Origin of the sequence: Roseomonas sp. FDAARGOS_362 (genome assembly GCF_002754815.1) — a bacterium.
GTDB classification, from domain to species: domain Bacteria; phylum Pseudomonadota; class Alphaproteobacteria; order Acetobacterales; family Acetobacteraceae; genus Roseomonas; species Roseomonas mucosa.
In genome coordinates this window covers 528,805-546,301 of the sequence record NZ_CP024588.1, presented here as the reverse complement: position 1 = coordinate 546,301, position 17,497 = coordinate 528,805, and the positions used below count along the sequence as shown (strand labels likewise).

The 17,497-nt window shown below is 72.4% G+C and carries 15 protein-coding genes; 11 read left to right on the top strand and 4 right to left on the bottom strand.

Annotated elements, in window-relative coordinates; genetic code table 11:
* The first annotated feature begins 10 nt into the window (after positions 1 to 10).
* The gene (locus tag CTJ15_RS07295; RefSeq protein WP_019460100.1) at positions 11 to 1,627 is read left to right on the top strand and encodes a catalase; all 1,617 of its coding nucleotides are present in this window, start codon (positions 11 to 13) and stop codon (positions 1,625 to 1,627) included.
* A gap of 97 nt (positions 1,628 to 1,724) precedes the next feature.
* Here the strand turns inward: CTJ15_RS07295 and CTJ15_RS07290 are convergent, their stop codons facing one another.
* Entirely contained in the window at positions 1,725 to 2,246 is a 522-nt protein-coding gene (locus tag CTJ15_RS07290) for an ankyrin repeat domain-containing protein (RefSeq protein ID WP_019460099.1), read from the bottom strand.
* Positions 2,247 to 2,462: 216 nt separating this feature from the next.
* On the opposite strand from CTJ15_RS07290, the gene CTJ15_RS07285 reads away from it, so the two are divergent.
* Positions 2,463 to 3,179 (top strand): MgtC/SapB family protein, encoded by a 717-nt coding sequence (locus CTJ15_RS07285; RefSeq protein WP_019460098.1) that lies wholly within the window; start codon positions 2,463 to 2,465, stop codon positions 3,177 to 3,179.
* 38 nt (positions 3,180 to 3,217) lie between these two features.
* Here CTJ15_RS07285 and CTJ15_RS07280 read toward each other — a convergent pair whose 3' ends face one another.
* Both CTJ15_RS07280 and CTJ15_RS07275 read right to left on the bottom strand, forming a co-directional pair.
* The gene (locus tag CTJ15_RS07280; RefSeq protein WP_099781399.1) at positions 3,218 to 4,192 is read right to left on the bottom strand and encodes a tripartite tricarboxylate transporter substrate binding protein; all 975 of its coding nucleotides are present in this window, start codon (positions 4,190 to 4,192) and stop codon (positions 3,218 to 3,220) included.
* A gap of 123 nt (positions 4,193 to 4,315) precedes the next feature.
* On the bottom strand, positions 4,316 to 5,320 hold the full coding sequence (locus tag CTJ15_RS07275) for a mitochondrial fission ELM1 family protein (protein WP_226946070.1): 1,005 nt from the start codon (positions 5,318 to 5,320) through the stop codon (positions 4,316 to 4,318).
* 51 nt (positions 5,321 to 5,371) lie between these two features.
* On the opposite strand from CTJ15_RS07275, the gene CTJ15_RS07270 reads away from it, so the two are divergent.
* The 6 genes from CTJ15_RS07270 (at position 5,372) to CTJ15_RS07245 (ending at position 11,028) form a co-directional block, all read left to right on the top strand.
* Positions 5,372 to 6,103 carry an orotate phosphoribosyltransferase gene (locus CTJ15_RS07270; protein ID WP_019460095.1) on the top strand — a complete coding sequence of 244 codons (732 nt, stop codon included), beginning with the start codon at positions 5,372 to 5,374 and terminating at the stop codon, positions 6,101 to 6,103.
* Between the two features lie 127 nt (positions 6,104 to 6,230).
* The gene (locus CTJ15_RS07265; RefSeq protein WP_075823246.1) at positions 6,231 to 7,967 is read left to right on the top strand and encodes a peptide ABC transporter substrate-binding protein; all 1,737 of its coding nucleotides are present in this window, start codon (positions 6,231 to 6,233) and stop codon (positions 7,965 to 7,967) included.
* 4 nt (positions 7,968 to 7,971) lie between these two features.
* The gene (locus CTJ15_RS07260; RefSeq protein ID WP_019460093.1) at positions 7,972 to 8,919 is read left to right on the top strand and encodes an ABC transporter permease; all 948 of its coding nucleotides are present in this window, start codon (positions 7,972 to 7,974) and stop codon (positions 8,917 to 8,919) included.
* Positions 8,916 to 9,737, top strand: a complete 822-nt coding sequence (locus CTJ15_RS07255; protein WP_019460092.1) for an ABC transporter permease — start codon at positions 8,916 to 8,918, stop codon at positions 9,735 to 9,737. The genes CTJ15_RS07260 and CTJ15_RS07255 overlap by 4 nt, the downstream gene beginning before the upstream one ends.
* Before the next feature lie 159 nt (positions 9,738 to 9,896).
* Positions 9,897 to 10,646, top strand: a complete 750-nt coding sequence (locus tag CTJ15_RS07250) for a class II glutamine amidotransferase (RefSeq protein ID WP_019460091.1) — start codon at positions 9,897 to 9,899, stop codon at positions 10,644 to 10,646.
* A 148-nt stretch (positions 10,647 to 10,794) separates the two neighbouring features.
* A complete protein-coding gene (locus tag CTJ15_RS07245; protein ID WP_019460090.1) occupies positions 10,795 to 11,028 on the top strand; it encodes a hypothetical protein in 234 nt (77 codons plus the stop codon).
* 19 nt (positions 11,029 to 11,047) lie between these two features.
* Here CTJ15_RS07245 and CTJ15_RS07240 read toward each other — a convergent pair whose 3' ends face one another.
* Positions 11,048 to 13,351: a molybdopterin-dependent oxidoreductase gene (locus CTJ15_RS07240; protein WP_099781398.1), complete on the bottom strand. Its 2,304-nt coding sequence runs from the start codon at positions 13,349 to 13,351 to the stop codon at positions 11,048 to 11,050.
* A gap of 263 nt (positions 13,352 to 13,614) precedes the next feature.
* Here CTJ15_RS07240 and CTJ15_RS07235 point away from each other — a divergent pair, with 263 nt between their 5' ends.
* From CTJ15_RS07235 to CTJ15_RS23905, 3 genes are read left to right on the top strand one after another with little or no spacing between them, the layout of a single operon-like run.
* Positions 13,615 to 15,009: an aminotransferase gene (locus CTJ15_RS07235; RefSeq protein WP_026033016.1), complete on the top strand. Its 1,395-nt coding sequence runs from the start codon at positions 13,615 to 13,617 to the stop codon at positions 15,007 to 15,009.
* Entirely contained in the window at positions 15,006 to 16,253 is a 1,248-nt protein-coding gene (locus CTJ15_RS07230; protein WP_099781397.1) for an O-antigen ligase, read from the top strand. The genes CTJ15_RS07235 and CTJ15_RS07230 overlap by 4 nt, the downstream gene beginning before the upstream one ends.
* Positions 16,250 to 17,464, top strand: a complete 1,215-nt coding sequence (locus tag CTJ15_RS23905) for a hypothetical protein (RefSeq protein WP_126281844.1) — start codon at positions 16,250 to 16,252, stop codon at positions 17,462 to 17,464. Before CTJ15_RS07230 ends, CTJ15_RS23905 begins: the two co-directional genes overlap by 4 nt.
* Positions 17,465 to 17,497: the final 33 nt, after the last annotated feature.

Sequence of the window (17,497 nt, the reverse complement as noted above, 5' to 3'; positions counted from 1 at the left end):
GCAGAGCAGAATGGCCGACACGCCTCGGAACTCCATCCTCACGACCCGGCAGGGCCATCCCGTCCGCGACAACCAGAGCATGCGGACCGTGGGGGAACGCGGCCCCGCCACCCTGGAGAACTACCAGTTCATCGAGAAGATCACGCATTTCGACCGGGAGCGCATCCCGGAGCGCGTGGTCCATGCGCGCGGCACCGGCGCGCACGGCTATTTCGAGGCCTATGGCAAGATCGGCGACGAGCCCGCCACGAAGTACACACGCGCCAAGGTGCTGACCAGGGCGGGCCACAGGACGCCGCTCTTCGTACGCTTCTCCACCGTCATCGGCTCCAAGGACAGTCCGGAGACGGCGCGCGACCCGCGCGGCTTCGCGGTCAAGTTCTACACCGAGGACGGCAACTGGGACCTGGTCGGCAACAACCTGCGGATCTTCTTCATCCGTGACGCCATCAAGTTCCCGGACATGATCCATGCCTTCAAGCCCGATCCGGTGACCAACCGGCAGGAAGCCTGGCGCTTCTACGACTTCGTGCAGCACCATCCCGAGGCGCTGCACATGGTCACCTGGGTGAAGAGCCCCTGGGGCATCCCGGCGGACTACCGGCACATGGAGGGCTCCTCGGTCAACACCTACAAGCTGGTCAACGACCGGGGCGAGGCGGTGCTCGCCAAGTTCTCCTGGGTGCCGAAGCAGGGCGTGAAGAACCTCACCACGCCGGAGGCCGCGAGGATCCAGGCCGAGGAGGTCGGCCACGCGACCAAGGACCTCTACGAGGCCATCGAGCGCGGCGACTATCCCGAATGGGAATTCTGCGTGCAGGTCATGGCCGATGGCGAGCATCCGGAGCTCGACTTCGATCCGCTGGACGATACCAAGCGCTGGCCGGAGGACCGCTTCCCGCTGCTGAAGGTCGGCCGCATGGTGCTGGACCGGAACGTGGACAACTTCTTCGCGGAAACCGAGCAGGCGGCCTTCGGCACCGGCGTGCTGGTCGACGGCATCGACTTCTCGGACGACAAGATGCTGCAGGGGCGGACGCTGTCCTATTCCGACACGCAGCGCTACCGCGTCGGCGCCAACTACCTGCAACTGCCGATCAACGCGCCGAAGAATGGCCAGCGCACCAACCAGCGGGATGGGCAGATGGCCTTCCAGGTGGATGGCGGCGGCGAGAACAGGCACGTCAACTACGAGCCCAGCTCGCAGGGCGGCTTGCGGGAGGCGCCGCAGCCGGAGCGGGACTACCACCAGCTCGTCCACGGGCATCTCGGCCGCTACCAGACGACGATGACCCAGTCCGACTACAGGCAGGCCGGGGACCGCTACCGCAGCTTCGAGGACTGGGAGCGCGACGACCTGATCGGCAACATGGTCGCCGACATGAAGGCCTGCCCGGAGGAGATCGCCCTGCGCATGGTCTGGCACTGGTGGCATTGCGACGAGGACTATGGCCGCCGCGTGGCCGAGGGCGCCGGGATCGACCTGAAGAAGGCCCTGGCCCTGCCACCCCTGCCCGGCAAGCCGGCCCCCGGCGAAAGGCGGCCCGGGCCGACCTATACCAGCGGCCAGCGCGAGGAAGGCACCGCGGCCGCCGGCAAGGCGCGGGAGCCGGTGCCCGCCAAGTAGCGGACGGGCGCTTCATCCCGGCACGACGGAAAGGGCGCCGGACCACCCGGCGCCCTTGCTGCGTCGCCTGGTTCTCGCCCGTGCTGCCCGGAGGCGGTCAGCCCTCCGCCAGCAGGGCGGCCGTGTCGGGCGCGTTCATCGCGCGGGCGGCGTCCAGCGCGGTCATGTCGCGGGCATCCCGCGCCTCGCGGTCGGCGCCCTGCTCCAGCAGCAGCCGCACCAGCCCGGTGCGGTTGAACATGGCCGCCATCATCAGCGGCGTGCGCCCGTCGCCGCCATGCCCCTCGATCCGCGCGCCGTGTTCCAGCAGAAGCCGCACGATCTCCTCGCCGCCCTTGAAGCACGCGGCGCCCAGCGGCGTCTGGCCCCGGTCGTTGGCGATCTCCGGATCGGCCCCGCCCTCCAGCAGCGCGCGCACCGTGTCCGTCTGCAGGTGATAGGCCGCCAGCATCAGCAGCGTGTCGCCCTTGTCGTTGCGCAGGTTGGGCGGCAGCCCCTGCGCCAGCAGGGACCGCATCTGCTCCGCGCCGCCGCTGCGCGCGAGCTGGAAGACGCGCCCGGCGAAGGCGATGGTTTCCTCATCCGGCTGTGGCCGGAGCGTGGGGCTCGAATCCGACATCCCGCCTCCTGTTCGTGTCACATCCGGACCGCAGGCCGGGCCCGGCACAGGGGCAGAACGCCGCGGCCGCTTTCCGGCTGCGGCGCCATGGCGGATCGCTGTCCGGCAGGCCGGGAAGCGCGCCCGGCGGCGCTGTCCCGGATTCTTCTCCTGATCACGGCGCCGGGGCCTGCTACTGGGCAGGCTGGACCTTCGCGAATCCGGACTCCACCGCCCGTGCGCTTCATCGAGACCTTCGAATTCTGGCCCTTCCTCGACACGGTGGTCAGCCTCACCGCGGCCTTCGTGTTCGGCACCGCCATCGGGGCGGAGCGCCAGTATCGCCAGCGCACCGCCGGGCTGCGCACCAATGTGCTCGTCGCCGTGGGGGCCGCCGCCTTCGTGGACCTGGCGATGCGGATCGCCGGCGCGACCGAGGCCACGCGCGTGATCTCCTATGTCGTGTCCGGCATCGGCTTCCTTGGTGCCGGCGTGATCATGAAGGAGGGCATGAACGTCCGGGGCCTGAACACCGCCGCGACCCTCTGGTGCTCGGCGGCGGTCGGTGCCTGCACCGGCGCGGACATGGTGGCGGAGGCCGGGCTCCTCACCGTCTTCGTGATCGCCGGCAACACGCTGCTGCGGCCGCTGGTGAACGCGATCGACCGCAGCCCCATCGACGAGCGCACCACCGAGGCGACCTACGAGGTCAGCCTCACCGCCCGGGAACGCGACATGCCTTCCGTGCGCGAGGCCTTGTCGGAGGCGCTGGAAGCCGCGCACTACCCCGCCGGCGACATCGAGACGGAGGAGCGCGGCGAGGAGATGGTCGAGATCGTGGCCACGCTGGTGAGCACGGCGGTGGACCCGGTGGAGATGGATGCGCTGGCCCTCCGGCTGGGGGCGCTGCCCGGCGTCAGCCATGCGAGCTGGGCCATCCGCACCAAGGACTGACGCGCCCCGCCGGCTTCCTCCCCGGACCGGGCGGACGCCTACTGCTTCTCGATCCCGGCGGTCTTCGCCACCTCGCTCCACTTGGCCACCTCCGCGGCGACGAAGCGCTGCGCCTCTTCCGGGCCGCTGCCGACGATGGTGGCGCCCAGCGTGCCGAACCGCTCCCGCACGGCCGGCACCTGCAACTGGGCGGCGGCATCGGCCGCGATGCGCCGCGCCACCGGCGCCGGGATGCGCGCCGGGCCGATGAGCGCGCCCCAGGTCGCGGCCTCGAAGCCCGGGAAGCCGCTTTCCGCCACGGTGGGCACATCCGGCAGGTTCGGCAGGCGTTGCGCGGAGGTCGTGGCCAGGACCTTCAGCTTGCCCGCCTGCACATGGCCGAGCACGGAGGGCAAGGGATCGAACATCACGTCCACCCGCCCCGCCATCAGGTCCGGATGCGCGGCGGTGGAGCCGCGATAGGGCACGTGCGTCATCTTCGCCCCGGCGCGGGCGGCGAACATCTCCGCCGCCAGGTGCACCGCGCCGCCGGTCCCGGCGAAGCTGATGCTGCCTTCCTTGCGCCGCGCCAGTTCCGCCAGCTGCTGCGGGGTGCTGGCGGGGAAGTCGGGCGCGGCGACCAGCAGCAGCGGCACGCTGTAGACCACGGTCAGCGCGGTCAGGTCCTTCAGCGTGTCGAAGGGCGTGGTGTAGAGCGGCACGTTGACGGCGTGGTTCACCGAGATCATCGCCAGCGTGTGCCCGTCCGGCGGCGCCTTCGCCACCACGTCCGTGCCGATGATCCCGTTGGCCCCGGCACGGTTCTCCACCACCACGGGCTGGCCCCACTGCTTCGACAGCGGCTCCGCCAGCAGCCGCGCGGCGATGTCGGCGGAACCGCCGGGGGTATAGGGCACGATCACCCGCACGGCATGGGACGGGAAGCTCTCGGCCTGCGCCCCCGCCTGCCGCGGGGCCAGGAAAGGTGCGGCCAGCAGCGGCGTGTGCAGCAGGGTGCGGCGACGGATGGACATGTTTCTCTTCCCCAGCCCGGTTTTCCGGCATTGTCGTGCGGCCGCCCCGGTCTGTCCGGGAAAGGCCGTGGACGGAATCCTGCCCCGGATGGATGGCCGGAACAAGCCGGGGTGCCCGCGCCTTCAGCGCGCCGTGACGCCGCCCGCCGCCGGCAGCAGCCCCGCCGCCAGGATCTCCGCCGCCACCCGCCCGCTCTCGTCCAGGGGTGCGCGTGCGAAGGGCTCCGGGAAGGCGTCGAAGGGGCGCGCCTGCCCCGCCCCGTAGAGGCTCTGGTGCAGGGCCGCGTGGCGCGGCGCGGCCAAGGGATCGAGGCCCGGCATGGCCACGAAGACCGGCGCGGCGGCGGCCAGGGCCTCCGAGAGCATCGAGACGCTGTCGCCCGTCACCACCACCGCATCCGCCCAGGCCAGGAAGCCCGCGAAGGGATTCGGCCCGGCATCGCCCCAGCGGAAGAGCCGCCCCGGCTTTGCCTCCAGGCGCTGCGCCACGGCGGCGGCGGCGGCCTCGCCCGTGCGCCGGCTGGTGGTGGCCAGGATGCTGCCGGACCCGGCGGCGACGCGGGCGGCGAGCTCCCCGGCGGCGGCGGGGTCCATCCCCTCGCCCCGGATGGGGCCGCCGACCAGCAGTGCGGTCCGGGGCCGGGGCAGTTCCGCCAGCGCCGCCCATTCCGCCCGCGCCGCGGCGAGCCGCGAGGGCGACAGGCGGTGCGTGGCGCCCAGGACCGGTAGGACATTGGGCGGCAGGGGCGGCGTTTTCCCGGCGAGGTCGTGCCGCCCCAGCACCAGCCGGTCGAAGTCCCTGGCGCCGAAGCCCGGCCGCATGCAATGGACCGTCCGCGCCCCGCGCCGCCCGAGCCAGAGCGCCACCGGGGCGGAGCGGCGCCCGGCGGAGATCACCAGCGCCGGCGCGCCTTGGCGCAGTTCCGCCTGTGCCGCCGGCGCGAGCCCGGCCAGGGTCGGCCAGGGCCAGGGGATGCGCGCGAGGGGGCCCCAGGCGAGCGGGACGGTGCGGAAGGGCTCGCCCAGCCGTTCCTCCAGCCGCTCCGCGATGCCCAGGGCCTGGGCCGCCGTGCCGGCGCGGGGATCGGCCAGCACCCAGATGCGGGGCGCCGCCATGCGATCGGTCATGGACGGGACACGGCGCGGAGGCTAACCCACGCCAGATCAGGAGAACCACGCATGACTGCCCGACACGCCTCTGACTGGGACCGCGATGCCGCACTGACCACCGCGCGCATCCTCTTGGAGATCAAGGCGGTCAACTTCCGGCCCGAGGAGCCTTACACCTTCACCTCCGGCTGGAAGAGCCCCGTCTATATCGATTGCCGCCGGATCATCTACTTCCCCCGGGCCCGCCAGAAGATCTGCGAGCTGGCGGTGGAGAAGATCGGCCGCCACATCGGCTACGAGACCATCGAGGCCGTGGTGGGCGGCGAGACCGCCGGCATCCCCTATGCCGCCTGGATCGCCGACCGCATGATGGCGCCCATGGCCTATGTGCGGAAGAAGCCCAAGGGCTTTGGCCGCAACGCCCAGATCGAGGGCGACGTGCCCGAGGGCAAGCGGACGCTGCTGGTCGAGGACCTGACCACCGATGGCGGCTCCAAGATCCGCTTCACCCAGGCGCTGCGCGACGCGGGCGCGATCTGCGACCACACCTTCGTCGTCTTCTTCTACGGCGTCTTCCCGGGCGCCTTCGACACGATGAAGGAGATGAACCTCAGCCTGCACCACCTCGCCACCTGGTGGGACGTGCTGGAGGTCTGCCGCGAGCGCCCCTATTTCGAGGAAAGCGCGCTGCGCGAGGTCCGCAAGTTCCTGGAGGACCCGGTGAGCTGGTCCGGCGCGCATGGCGGCGTGAGCAGCGCCGAGGAAGCCAAGGCGCTGATGAAGGCCAAGACGGAGGGCTGAAATCCCGGGACGCCGCCCAAGGGGGCGGTGTCCCCTTCCCCCCCAGGGGCGCGCGCGCCGAGTTCCAAAACCGGCCGCCTTGTGTTGGAGTCCGCGGACAGCACCGGAAGCAGGGAGCCGACACCTCTTGGGCCAGGACCACGCAGAGCCGCCGCCACGCCCCGCCGCCCGCCACGCGGGCCGCCGTTCGCTCCTCCGCGCCTCGCTGCTCTCGCCTCTCGTTGCTCCTCTGGGCCTCGCCCCCTCCGCACGGCCTGCCCGGGCGCAGGGTGCGCGCGACAGCCTGACCATCGGCATCACCCAGTACCCTTCCACCCTGCACCCGAACATCGAGAGCATGATGGCCAAGGCCTATGCGCTCGGCTTCGTGCACCGCCCGCTGACGGCCTACGGGCCGGACTGGAAGCTCCAGGCCCTCGGCTGCGAGACCCTGCCCAGCCTGGAGAACGGCCTTGCCGCGCTGGAAACCACGCCCGGGGGCAAGCCGGGGATGCGCGTCACCTGGCGGCTGCGGGAGGGCTGGCTCTGGGGCGACGGCACGCCCGTCACGGCGGAGGATTTCCGCTTCGCCTGGGAGGCCGGGCGCAGCTTCGAGACCGGCTTCGGCAATGCCGAGTTCTACCGCAGCGCCTATGAGTTCCTCGCGCCCGATCCGCGCACCGTCACGCTGCGGTTGGACCGGCTGTCCTTCGACTATGGCTCGGCCGGGAATTTCGTGCCGCTGCCGGCGCATCTGGAACGTGCCCGCTGGGAGGCCGACCGGCGCAACTACCGCTCCCGCACCCTCTACGACACGGACAGCACGAATCCCGGCCTCTGGTGCGGCCCCTACCGCGTCACGGCGGTGCAGCCGGGCAGCGGCCTGACGCTGGAGCGCACCGAGCACTGGAACGGCCCCGCCCCCGCCTTCCGCCGGATCCTGCTGCGCGCCGTCGAGAACACCGCGGCGCTGGAGGCGCAGCTCCTGGCCGGGCAGATCGACATGGTGCCGGGCGAGATGGGCTTCCCGCTGGAACAGGCGCTGGCGCTGGAGAAGCGCGAGTCCGGTCGCTTCCGCCTCTTCACCCGCCCGGGCCTGGTCTGGGAGCATATCGACCTGCGGCTCGACAACCCCGTGCTGGCGGACCGGCGGGTGCGGCAGGCCCTGCTCTGCGGCATGGACCGCGCCCGCATCGCGCAGACCCTCTATGGCGGCCGCCAGCCCCTGGCGCGCAGCGCCGTGCATCCGGACGACCCGATGTACGGCGCGGAGACGCCCGACTGGCCCTTCGACCCGAAGCGCGCCCAGGCGCTGCTGGAGGAAGCCGGCTGGAAGCCCGGACCTGGCGGCATCCGCGTCCATGCGGGGGGCGAGAGGCTGAGCCTGGAGTTCAACACCACCGCCGGCAACCGCGCGCGGGAACAGGTGCAGCAGATCGTCCAGGGCATGTGGAAGGCGATCGGCGCCGAGGCCCGCATCCGCAACGAGCCGCCGCGCGTGCTGTTCGGCGAGACCCTGTCGCAGCGCCGCTTCACCGGCGCCGCGCTCTTCGCCTGGGTCAGCAGCCCGGAGAACGTGCCCCGCAGCACCCTGCATTCCAGCGAGATCCCCATCGCCGAGCGCAACTGGTCGGGGCAGAACTATCCGGGTTTCCGGGATGCGGAGATGGATGCGCTGCTGGAGGCGCTGCCGCAGGAGCTGGACCCCGCGAAGCGCAGGCCGCTCTGGGCGCGGCTGCAGGCCATCACCGCCACGGAGCTCCCGGCCCTGCCGCTCTGGCACCGGGCGGAGGCGCATGTCTGGCCGCTCTGGCTCTCGGGGGTGGAACCGACCGGGCACCTGAACCCTTCCTCCCTCTGGGTCACGGGCTGGAAGGCGGGCTGACCCCGTGCTGCGGCTGATCGGCTGGCGCCTGCCGCAGATGGCGCTGTCGCTGGCGCTGCTGTCCCTGCTTGCCTGGCTGGCGATCGGGCTGATGCCGGGCGACCCGGTCTCGCTTGCCGCGCTGAACGACCCGCATCTCACCGCCGAGGATGTCGCGCGGCTGCGCGCGCTGCACGGGCTGGACCAGCCGCTGCTGCTGCGCTGGTGGGCCTGGGCGCAAGCCGTGCTGCGGGGCGAGTTCGGCTATTCCCGCCTTTATGCCCGCCCGGCGGCGCAGATCCTGCTGCCGGCCCTGCGATCGACGCTGGAACTGCTCGGCGCCGCGCTGCTGCTGTCCGCCGGGCTCGGCGTGGCGATGGGGATGCTGGCGGCGCTGCGCCCGCGCCTCGCCCCGGCGGTGGAGGCGGTGGCGATCCTGGGCCAGTCGGTGCCCGTCTTCTGGCTCGCCATCCTGGCCATCCTGCTCTTCGCGGTGCGGCTCGGCTGGCTGCCGGCGGGCGGCACGGCGGAGGCGGGCTGGCCGGCGGAATGGCGCTTCGCCCTGCTGCCGGTGGTGACGCTGGCCTTCCATGGCCTCGCCGCCTATGCGCGGCACACGGCGGCGGCGATGCGGGGCGTGCTGGGGCAGAACTTCATCCTCGCGGCGCGGGCGCGCGGGGCGGGCGGGGCGCGCATCGCCTGGACCCATGCCTTCCCCAACGCCGCCATCCCGGTCCTCGCCATCGCGGCGGTGGATGTGGGGGCGCTGGTCTCCGGCGCGCTGGTGACGGAGACGGTCTTCGCCCGGCCCGGCATGGGCAAGCTGCTCTACGACGCGGTGATGGGCAACGACTACAACCTCGCCCTTCTCGCCCTGTTGCTGGTGGCGCTGGTGACCATGCTGGCGACGCTGGGCGCCGACCTGCTGCAACAGGCGCTGGACCCGCGCCTGCGTGGGGAGGAGCCGCGATGATCCGCTTCCGCCTCGGCCTCGTGCTGCTGGTGGCGCTGCTCCTGCTGGCCCTGCTGGCCGGGGCGATCAGCCAGGCCCTCGGCCTCGATCCGGAGGCGCAGGACCTCCTCGCACGCTTCGCGCCGCCCTCGGCGGAGCATCCCCTCGGCACGGACGAACTGGGGCGCGACCTGCTGGCGCGGCTGCTGGCCGGGGGGCGGGTCTCGCTCGCCGCCGGGCTGGCCACCGCCCTGCTCGCCACGGCGCTGGGCACGGGGATCGGGTTGCTGGCCGCCTGGCGCGGCGGCTGGCTGGACGCGCTGCTGATGCGCCTCGCCGACGGGCTGCTGGCCTTGCCTGCCCTGCCGCTGCTGGTGCTGCTGGCGGCCATGGATACCAGCGCCATTGGCCTGCCGCGCGGCGAGACGGCGGCGGATGTCACGCGCATCGTGCTGATCCTGTCCGCCTTCGGCTGGGTCGGCGTGGCGCGGCTGGTGCGCGCCGCCGCCCGCTCGGTGCTGGCGCGGGACTGGGTGCGCGCGGCGCGGGCGCTGGGCGCGGGCGAGGCGCGGGTGCTGTTCCGCCATGTGCTGCCGAGCCTCGCCCCCTCCATCGCCGTGGCGGCCTCGCTCACCGCCGCCGGGGCGATCCTGGCGGAAAGCACCCTCTCCTTCCTGGGACTCGGCATCCAGCCGCCCGCGCCCTCCTGGGGCAACATGCTGGCCAATGCGCAGGATCTGGTGCTCTCCGCGCCCGAGGTCGCCATCTGGCCGGGCCTCGCGATCATGCTGGCGGTGGCGGGCTGCACCCTGCTGGCGGATGGTGTCCGCCGGCACTGAGCATGGCCGGAGGAGCGGGAAAACATGCCCTCACAGCCGGAATGACGCCGAGGAAACTTTTTCTGCCCCGTGGATCGGGTTTAGAACGGCCTTGCCTCGAAACCGCCAAAGGCCCCGATCGTGTGCCGATTCCTTGCCTATCACGGTGAGCCCATTCTCATGGATACGCTGGTGGCGACGCCCTGCCACTCGCTGATCCACCAGTCCCTGCACGCCTCCGAGTGCAAGACGGAAACGAATGGCGACGGCTTCGGCCTCGGCTGGTACGGGGAGCGCGAGGTGCCGGGCCTGTATCGCGAGCTGCGGCCCGCCTGGTCGGACGAGAACCTGCTCTCCATTGCCTCGCAGGTCCGCTCGCGCCTCTTCTTCGCCCATGTGCGGGCGGCGACCGGCACGGCCACGACCCGCGCCAACTGCCACCCCTATACGCATGGCCGCTGGCTCTTCATGCACAACGGCCAGATCGGGGGCTGGAGCACGATCCGCCGCCGGGTGGAGGCCCTGATCCCCGACGAACTCTACACCGCCCGGGGCGGCACCTCGGACAGCGAGGCGCTGTTTCTGGCCGCCCTCGCCGCGGGCATGGAGGAGGAGCCGGTCGGCGCGGTGATGCGGACGCTGCACCGGGTGCGCGGGCTGATGGACGAGGCGGGGATCAAGTCGCCGCTGCGCTTCACCGCCGCGCTTTCGGACGGCCGCAGCCTCTGGGCCTTCCGCTGGGCCTGCGACGCCCAGCCGCCCTCGCTCTACTTCCGCCACACCCCGAGCGGGCTCGTGCTGGTGTCCGAGCCGATCGACGAGAACCGGGCCAACTGGCGGGAGGTGCCGCGCGGGCACGCGCTGGTGCTGCATCCGGATGCGGCGCCGGCGATCCAGGCCCTGGAACCGGCGATGGCGCGGGTGGCCTGACGGCCGGGACAGGGGGCGCGCGGTGCCGCACCTCCACCCTGCGATCGCTACTTGCGAATGCATCTCAATATCGAATAACCTGCGGATGTTCCTTCCCGGCCCGTTGCCGGGTCGCGCCGGACCCCTTTCGAGGCACGGAATTGCCGCCATGACCTGCTATCGCTCGATCGGTCTCACCGAACTCGTCGCCCTGATGGCCTCCCACCGCTCCGTCGAGGCCGGCCAATCGCTGCGCCCGGGCGAGCTCGATCCGGAGGAGTTCCAGCGGATCACGGCCTATCTGCACAACGGCACGCGGCTGTCCGCCCCGCCCGCCTACCGTCCGGTCGGCCAGGGCGCGGCACGCTTCCGCCCGGCCGCGGAGCGCTACAGCCGCGCCTGATCCCCGGGCCGGAGGGCCGCTATTCCGCCGCCTCCAGCACCGGCGGCGGCGAGTGCACCCGGATTTCCGGCAGGGCGCCGGTCCAGGCCTCCACCTGCACCAGGCAGGACTGCGCCGCGCAGCCCTGGCCGAGACGGGAGGTGCCGACATCCTGCGTCAGCACGTTGGCATTGCCATGGACGCAGAGGGTCTCGCCGCCGATCTCCTGCGGGTCCCACCAGGCGCCGGTGGCCAGCGCCACCACGCCGGGGCGGATCTCCGCGCTCAGCCGCAGCCCGGCCAGCAGGGCGCCGCGCGTGTTGAAGACCCGCACCACCGACCCGTCAGCGAGGCCACGCGCCGCCGCATCCGCCGGGTGCATCAGCATCGGCTCCCGGCCCTGGATCTTGCTCGCCAGCGAGACGCGCCCGTCATCCATCTGCCCGTGCAGCCGTGTCGCCGGCTGGTAGGAGAGCAGGTGAAGCGGGAAGCGTTCCGCCAGCGGGGCGCCCAGCCATTCGCGCGGCTCGCGCCAGACCGGGTGGCCGGGGATCTCCCCGTAGTTGAAGCGGGCGATGGTCTCGGAGAAGAGTTCCACCTTGCCGGAGGGCGTGTTCAGCGGATTCGCCGCCGGATCGCGCGCGAAGCCGTCGAAGATCGTGAAGCCCTCGTTCGGCGGCGGGATCTCGGCATGGCCCTCGGCCCAGAAGCGGTCGAAATCCGGCACGGCCACGCCGAAATGCGCGCAGGAGCGCTGCCACTGGCCGTAGAGGTGCCGCAGCCAGGCCTCCTCGTCCCGCCCCTGCGTGAAGCGCTCGCGGAAGCCGAGCTCCTCCGCCATGTCGGCCAGCATGTCGTGGTCGTTGCGCGCCTGCCCCTGCGGCGGCACGGCCCGGTGCATGGCGCGTACGAAGCGGTCGGAGGAGGAGGAGCCGATGTCGTTGCGCTCCAGCGTCGTGGTGGCGGGCAGCACGATGTCGGCCATCCGCGCCGGGGCGGTCCACCACGGCTCCTGCACGATCACCGTCTCCACGCGGTTCCAGGCGCGGCGGAAGCGGTTCAGGTCCTGGTGGTGGTGGAAGGGATTGCCGCCCGCCCACCAGATCATCCGGATCTCCGGCAGGGTGATGTCGCGGCCGTTGTAGGACAGCACCTCCCCTGGCCGCTCCAGCAGTTCCACGACACGGGAAACAGGGATGGAAGGTCCGGGATTGCGTGTGGCCGGCAGGTTCACGCTGGGCAGGCGGCGGCGCGGCGTGCCCATGCCGTTCATCGAGCCGTAGCCGAAGCCGATGCCCTGCCCCGGCTCACCGATCCCGCCCAGGGCGCTGGCCAGGGCGACCAGCGCCCACCAGGGCTGCTCGCCATGCTCGGCGCGTTGGAGCGACCAGGTGGCGGTGATCATCGTGGGCGCCCCGGCGGCCTCGCGCGCCAGGCGGCGGATGGTTTCCGCCGGGACCTCGCAGAGTGGCGCGGCCCAGTCCGGGCTCTTCGCCACGCCGTCCGCCTCGCCCAGCACATAGGCGCGCAGCCGCTCCCAGCCCACGGTGCAACGGGCAAGGAAGTCCCGGTCCTCCAGCCCCTCCGTCACCAGCGCGTGCAGCATGGCGAGGACCAGCGCGGCGTCGCTGTTGGGGCGGATGGGCACCCATTCCGCGCCGAGGAATTCCGCGCAGTCTCCACGGAAGGGGGAGATGTTGACGAAGCGAACGCCCGCCTCGGCGGCACGGCGCATCTGCGGCGCGTAGTCGTGGCTGCCCGCCCCGCCCGCCGTGACCAGCCCGTTCTTCAGCGGCAGCCCGCCGAAGCAGAGCATCAGCCGCGCGTGGCGGGCGATGCCGTCCCAGTCCGTCACCGGCCCCTGCAGCACGTCGTTGGTACCCAGCACATGCGGCATCAAGGTCATGCCCGCGCCGTAGGAGTAGTTCGTCACCTGCGCGGTGAAGCCGCCGCCCAGGCCGAGGAAGCGGTGCAGCTGCGAGCGCGCATGGTGGAAGCGCCCGGCCGAGCTCCAGCCATAGGAGCCGCCGAGGATGGCGGCATCCCCCGCCTCCGCCCGCACCCGCCGCGTTTCCTCCGCGGCGAGGCGGATGGCACGGTCCCAGGGCACCGGCACGAAGCGGTCGCGCCCGCGCTCCGACCCGGCGCGCCCGCCGCGCAGCCAGCCCTCGCGGACATAGGGGCGGTCGATGCGGCTGCGCGCATGCACCGCGCCGGGAATGCTGGCCAGCAGCGCCCCCGGCGCCGCGTCGCGTGCGAAGGGCCGGGCCTCGCGCAGCCGGCCGCCTTCCACCACCGCCTCGAAGGCTCCCCAATGGGCGCTGTGCGGATGGGTGCGAGTCATGGCGGGGGCTCTCGTCGGCTGTCGTGCTGCGGTGCGGTGTGCGGGATCAGGCCATCTCTGCCACAGCCTGCCCCTGGGATGGAGGCGGATCATGCCACGGATGGGCCTGCCGGCGGCATATCATGCCTCGGGATGGGTGGGTTGGCGGCGGGCCATGCGGATCATGCCTCCGTGCGCGGAATCCTGCCTCCTCCCCCCTGGGCGCCCGCTTGGATACGGGCCTAGGATGCCGCCTTCCGATCCAGCAGAAGGGCGCCTCCGACATGCCTCCCCGCGCGAACTCCGCCGCTGCCCGCGACGCCGCCTATGTCCTGCATCCCAGCACCGAGCTCAAGGCGCAAAGCCAGAACGGCTCGCTGGTCATCGATCGCGGCGAGGGTGTGCGCGTCTGGGACGAGAGCGGCAAGGAGTACATGGAGGCGGTCGCCGGCCTGTGGTGCGCCTCGCTCGGCTTCAGCAGCGACCGGCTGCGCGAGGCCGCGGACCGGCAGATGCGCAAGCTGCCCTACTATCACGGCTTCGGCGCCAAGTCGCATGAGCCGATGATCGAGCTGGCCGAGATGCTGGTGCAGCGCGCGCCGGTGCCGATGGGGCGCGCCTTCTTCGCCAATTCCGGCTCCGAGGCCAACGACACCGCGGTGAAGATGGTCTGGTACTACAACAACGCCATCGGCCGGCCGCAGAAGAAGAAGATCATCTCCCGCCTGCGCGCCTATCACGGCATCACCGTGGCCGCCGCCTCGCTGACCGGCCTGCCCACCAACCACAAGCTCTTCGACCTGCCGCTGCCGGGCTTCTTCCACGTTTCCACGCCGCACCACTACCACGGCGCCGAGCCGGGCGAGACCGAGGAGGCCTTCGCCTCCCGCCTCGTGGACGAGGTGGAGCAGCTGATCCTGCGCGAGGGGCCGGACACGGTCGCGGCGATGTGGGCCGAGCCGGTGATGGGCGCCGGCGGCGTCGTCATCCCGCCGCGCACCTACTACGAGAAGCTGCAGGCCGTGCTGAAGAAGTACGACGTGCTCTTCGTCGCCGACGAGGTGATCTGCGGCTTCGGACGCACCGGCTCCTACTGGGGCTCGCAGACCTTCGACCTGAAGCCGGACATCGTCGTCTGCGCCAAGGCGCTCTCCTCCTCCTTCCTGCCGATCTCCGGCGTGCTGGTCACGCAGCAGATCTTCGACGGGCTGGCGGAAGGCAGCGCCTCGGTCGGCGTGTTCGGCCATGGCTACACCTATTCCGGCCATCCGGTCTCGGCGGCGGTCGCGATCGAGACGCTGAAGATCTATGACGAGATGAACATGGTCGAGCACGCGCAGCGCGTCGGCGCGCATATGCAGGCCGAGCTGCGCCGCCGCTTCGCCGATCATCCGCTGGTGGGCGAGGTGCGCGGCATCGGCATGATCGGCGCGGTCGAGATCGTTGAGGACAAGGCCAGCCACCGGAACTTCGACGCCGGCAAGAAGCTGGGCTACCGCCTCGCCGCGCTGGGCGAGAAGGAAGGCGTTCTGACCCGCGCCCTGGGCAATGACAGCATCGCCTTCTCGCCGCCGATCATCGCCACCGAGGGCGAGGTGGACGAGATGCTGGAGCGGTTCTCCCGCGCGCTCGACGCCTTCGCGGTGGAGCTGCGCCGCGAGAACCTGACGGTCGTTTGACCAGCCTCGCTTCCACGGGCCTGCCGGGCCGGGCTTCCTGGAGGAGCCCGGCCTTTCCGCTTGCGCTGGGGACCGCCATCGCGCCCGCCGCGGCGGTCCTGCAATCCAAGGCGATGGCGCCCATCGCCCTGGCCTGCCTGCTGCTCTCCGTCCTCGCCGCCCGGCGGGAGCAGGGGCGCTGGCCGCTGCCCGCCGGCCTGCCCTTCTGGATTGCGCTGGCGCTCGCGCTCTGGGGCGGGCTGTCCGCCCTCTGGGCCGTCGAGCCGCGCCAGAGCCTCGCCGCCGCCGCGCAGTTCAGCGGGATCGCCCTGCTGGCCGCCGCCGCGGCGCGTGGCGTGGAGGGCGAGGATGCCCGTCCGCTCGCGCTCTGCCTCTTCTGGGGCGTGCTGGCCGGGCTGGCGCTGGCCACGATCGACAACCTGACCGGCAATGCCGTCCGCATGGGGGTGCGCGGCCTGCATGTCTGGAGGCCGGAGATCACCTTCGGGCTGAAGCCCGCCGCCTCGGTCATGGCGCTGCTGCTGCCGCTGCTGCCGGCCGCCCCCCTGCCCCGCGCGCTGCGGATCGGCGGCACGCTGCTGGGCGCCATCGCCCTGCTCGCCCTGCCGGGGGATACGGCGCGCATCGCCGGGCTGGTGGGCCTCGCCGTGGCCGCGTGCTTTGCCTGGATGCCCGCCCGCCCGGGCCGGACCCTCGCCGCCGCCGGGGTGGCGGCGGTGGTGCTGCTTGCCCCGATGGCCACCGCGCTGCTCGCCCGGCCGGAGGTCGCCGCGCACCTGCCGCTCTCGGCGGTCCACCGGGTGCTGATCTGGGATTTCGCGCGGAGCCGCGCCGCCGAGCGCCCCTGGCTGGGCTGGGGCATGGAATCCAGCCGCGCCATTCCCGGCGGCCGCGACAACTTCCCCACGGAGAACCTCGCCCGGCTGGGCATGACCGGCCCCGAGGCGCGTGCCTTCTTCGACCGGCCGGGCGTGGAGGCGCTGCCGCTGCACCCGCACAACGCGCCGCTGCAACTGCGGCTGGAACTGGGCTGGCCGGGCCTGCTGCTCTGCGCCGGGATCTGGGCCGCGCTGGCCTTCCGCGCGCCGGGACCGCTGGCCCTGGGCGTCCTGGCCTCGGCGCTGGTGACCTTCCTGTTCTCCTATGGCGCGTGGCAGCCCTGGTGGGTGGCCAGCCAGGCCCTTGCCGTCGCCATGGTCTCGGCCCTCGGCCCGGCCCGGATTCCGGGAAAGGCGCGGCCATGAACCGGGTCGAGGGACTGAACATCCGCCACAGCCCGGCCTCCGGCCTGTTGCAGATCGGGCTGCGGCTGGCCGGCTCCCTGCCACCCGGAACGGTGCATGGGCGGTTGCGCGGCCTGCCGCCCCTGACCAATGCCGCCGTGGAGATCATCCCGGCCCCAGGTGGCGAGATCCGTGTCGAGGCCACCGCCGTGCTGCCGCCGGGGGTGGGGCCGGAAGCGGTGCGGCTGCTGCTGTCCAGCGGCGAGGCGCCGCTGCTGTCCCTGGCGCCCCTGCCGGCGGTCCAGGAGCGGGCCGGGCTGGCCACGCTGGAGCCCCTCGATGGAGGCGGTGCCGCCGTGCGGGCCTGGGCCGAAGCCGGCCTGTCCCCTGGACTGCTGGTGGATCACCGCGCGGAACCGCTCCAGCCGGCGGGGGGCGGCCTCTGGCAGGCGCGCCTGCCGGAGGCTCCCGTGCGGCTCGCCGTCACGCTGGGGCCGGACCGGGGGCTGGTCACCAACCCCCTTTCCGCCTGGATGGCGCCCAACCCGGCACCGGACCCGTGCCTGGATGCCCTGCATGGCCGCCATGCCGGGCAGGTTGCCTGGCTGATCGGCAACGGCCCCTCGGTGCGGCCGGAGGAGCTGGACCGCCTCCAGGGGCGGCTCAGCATCGCCTTCAACCGCTTCCACCTCGCGCAGGGCAGCATGCGCTTCCGCCCGACCTATACGCTGAGCGGCGATGGGCAGGTGATCGGCGATTTCGGCGGGGAGATCGTCCGCGAGGCCGGCGGCCCCGTCTTCCTGGCGGCGGAAACGCGGCCGGACCTGCCCGGCGACTGGATCTGGCTGCGTCAGGCCGCCGTCTGGCCGACCCTCTTCTCGCTCGATCCGCGGCGCGTGGTGGGGGCCGGCGGCTCCTCGCCCTTCGCCGCGTTCCAGCTCCTGTGGTGGATGGGGGTGCGCCGCTTCGTGATCTACGGGGCGGATTTCCACTTCGAGGGCGCGGAACCCGGGCACGACGGCCTCGCCCATGCCGAGGGCAACCACTTCATCCCCGGCTACCGCGGTGGCCGGAGCTGGATCCCGCCCTCCTGGCGCGACATCTGCACGGGCTTCCTGCTCGCACGCCATCTGGCGGAGGCGGAGGGCGGCTGGGTCCGCAACGCCACGCGCGGCGGGATGCTGGAGATCTTTCCGCGCATCGGCTTCGAGGACGCGCTGGACCTGCGCTGAAGCGGGGTCCTGGCCAGCCCGGCCGGGGAAAGG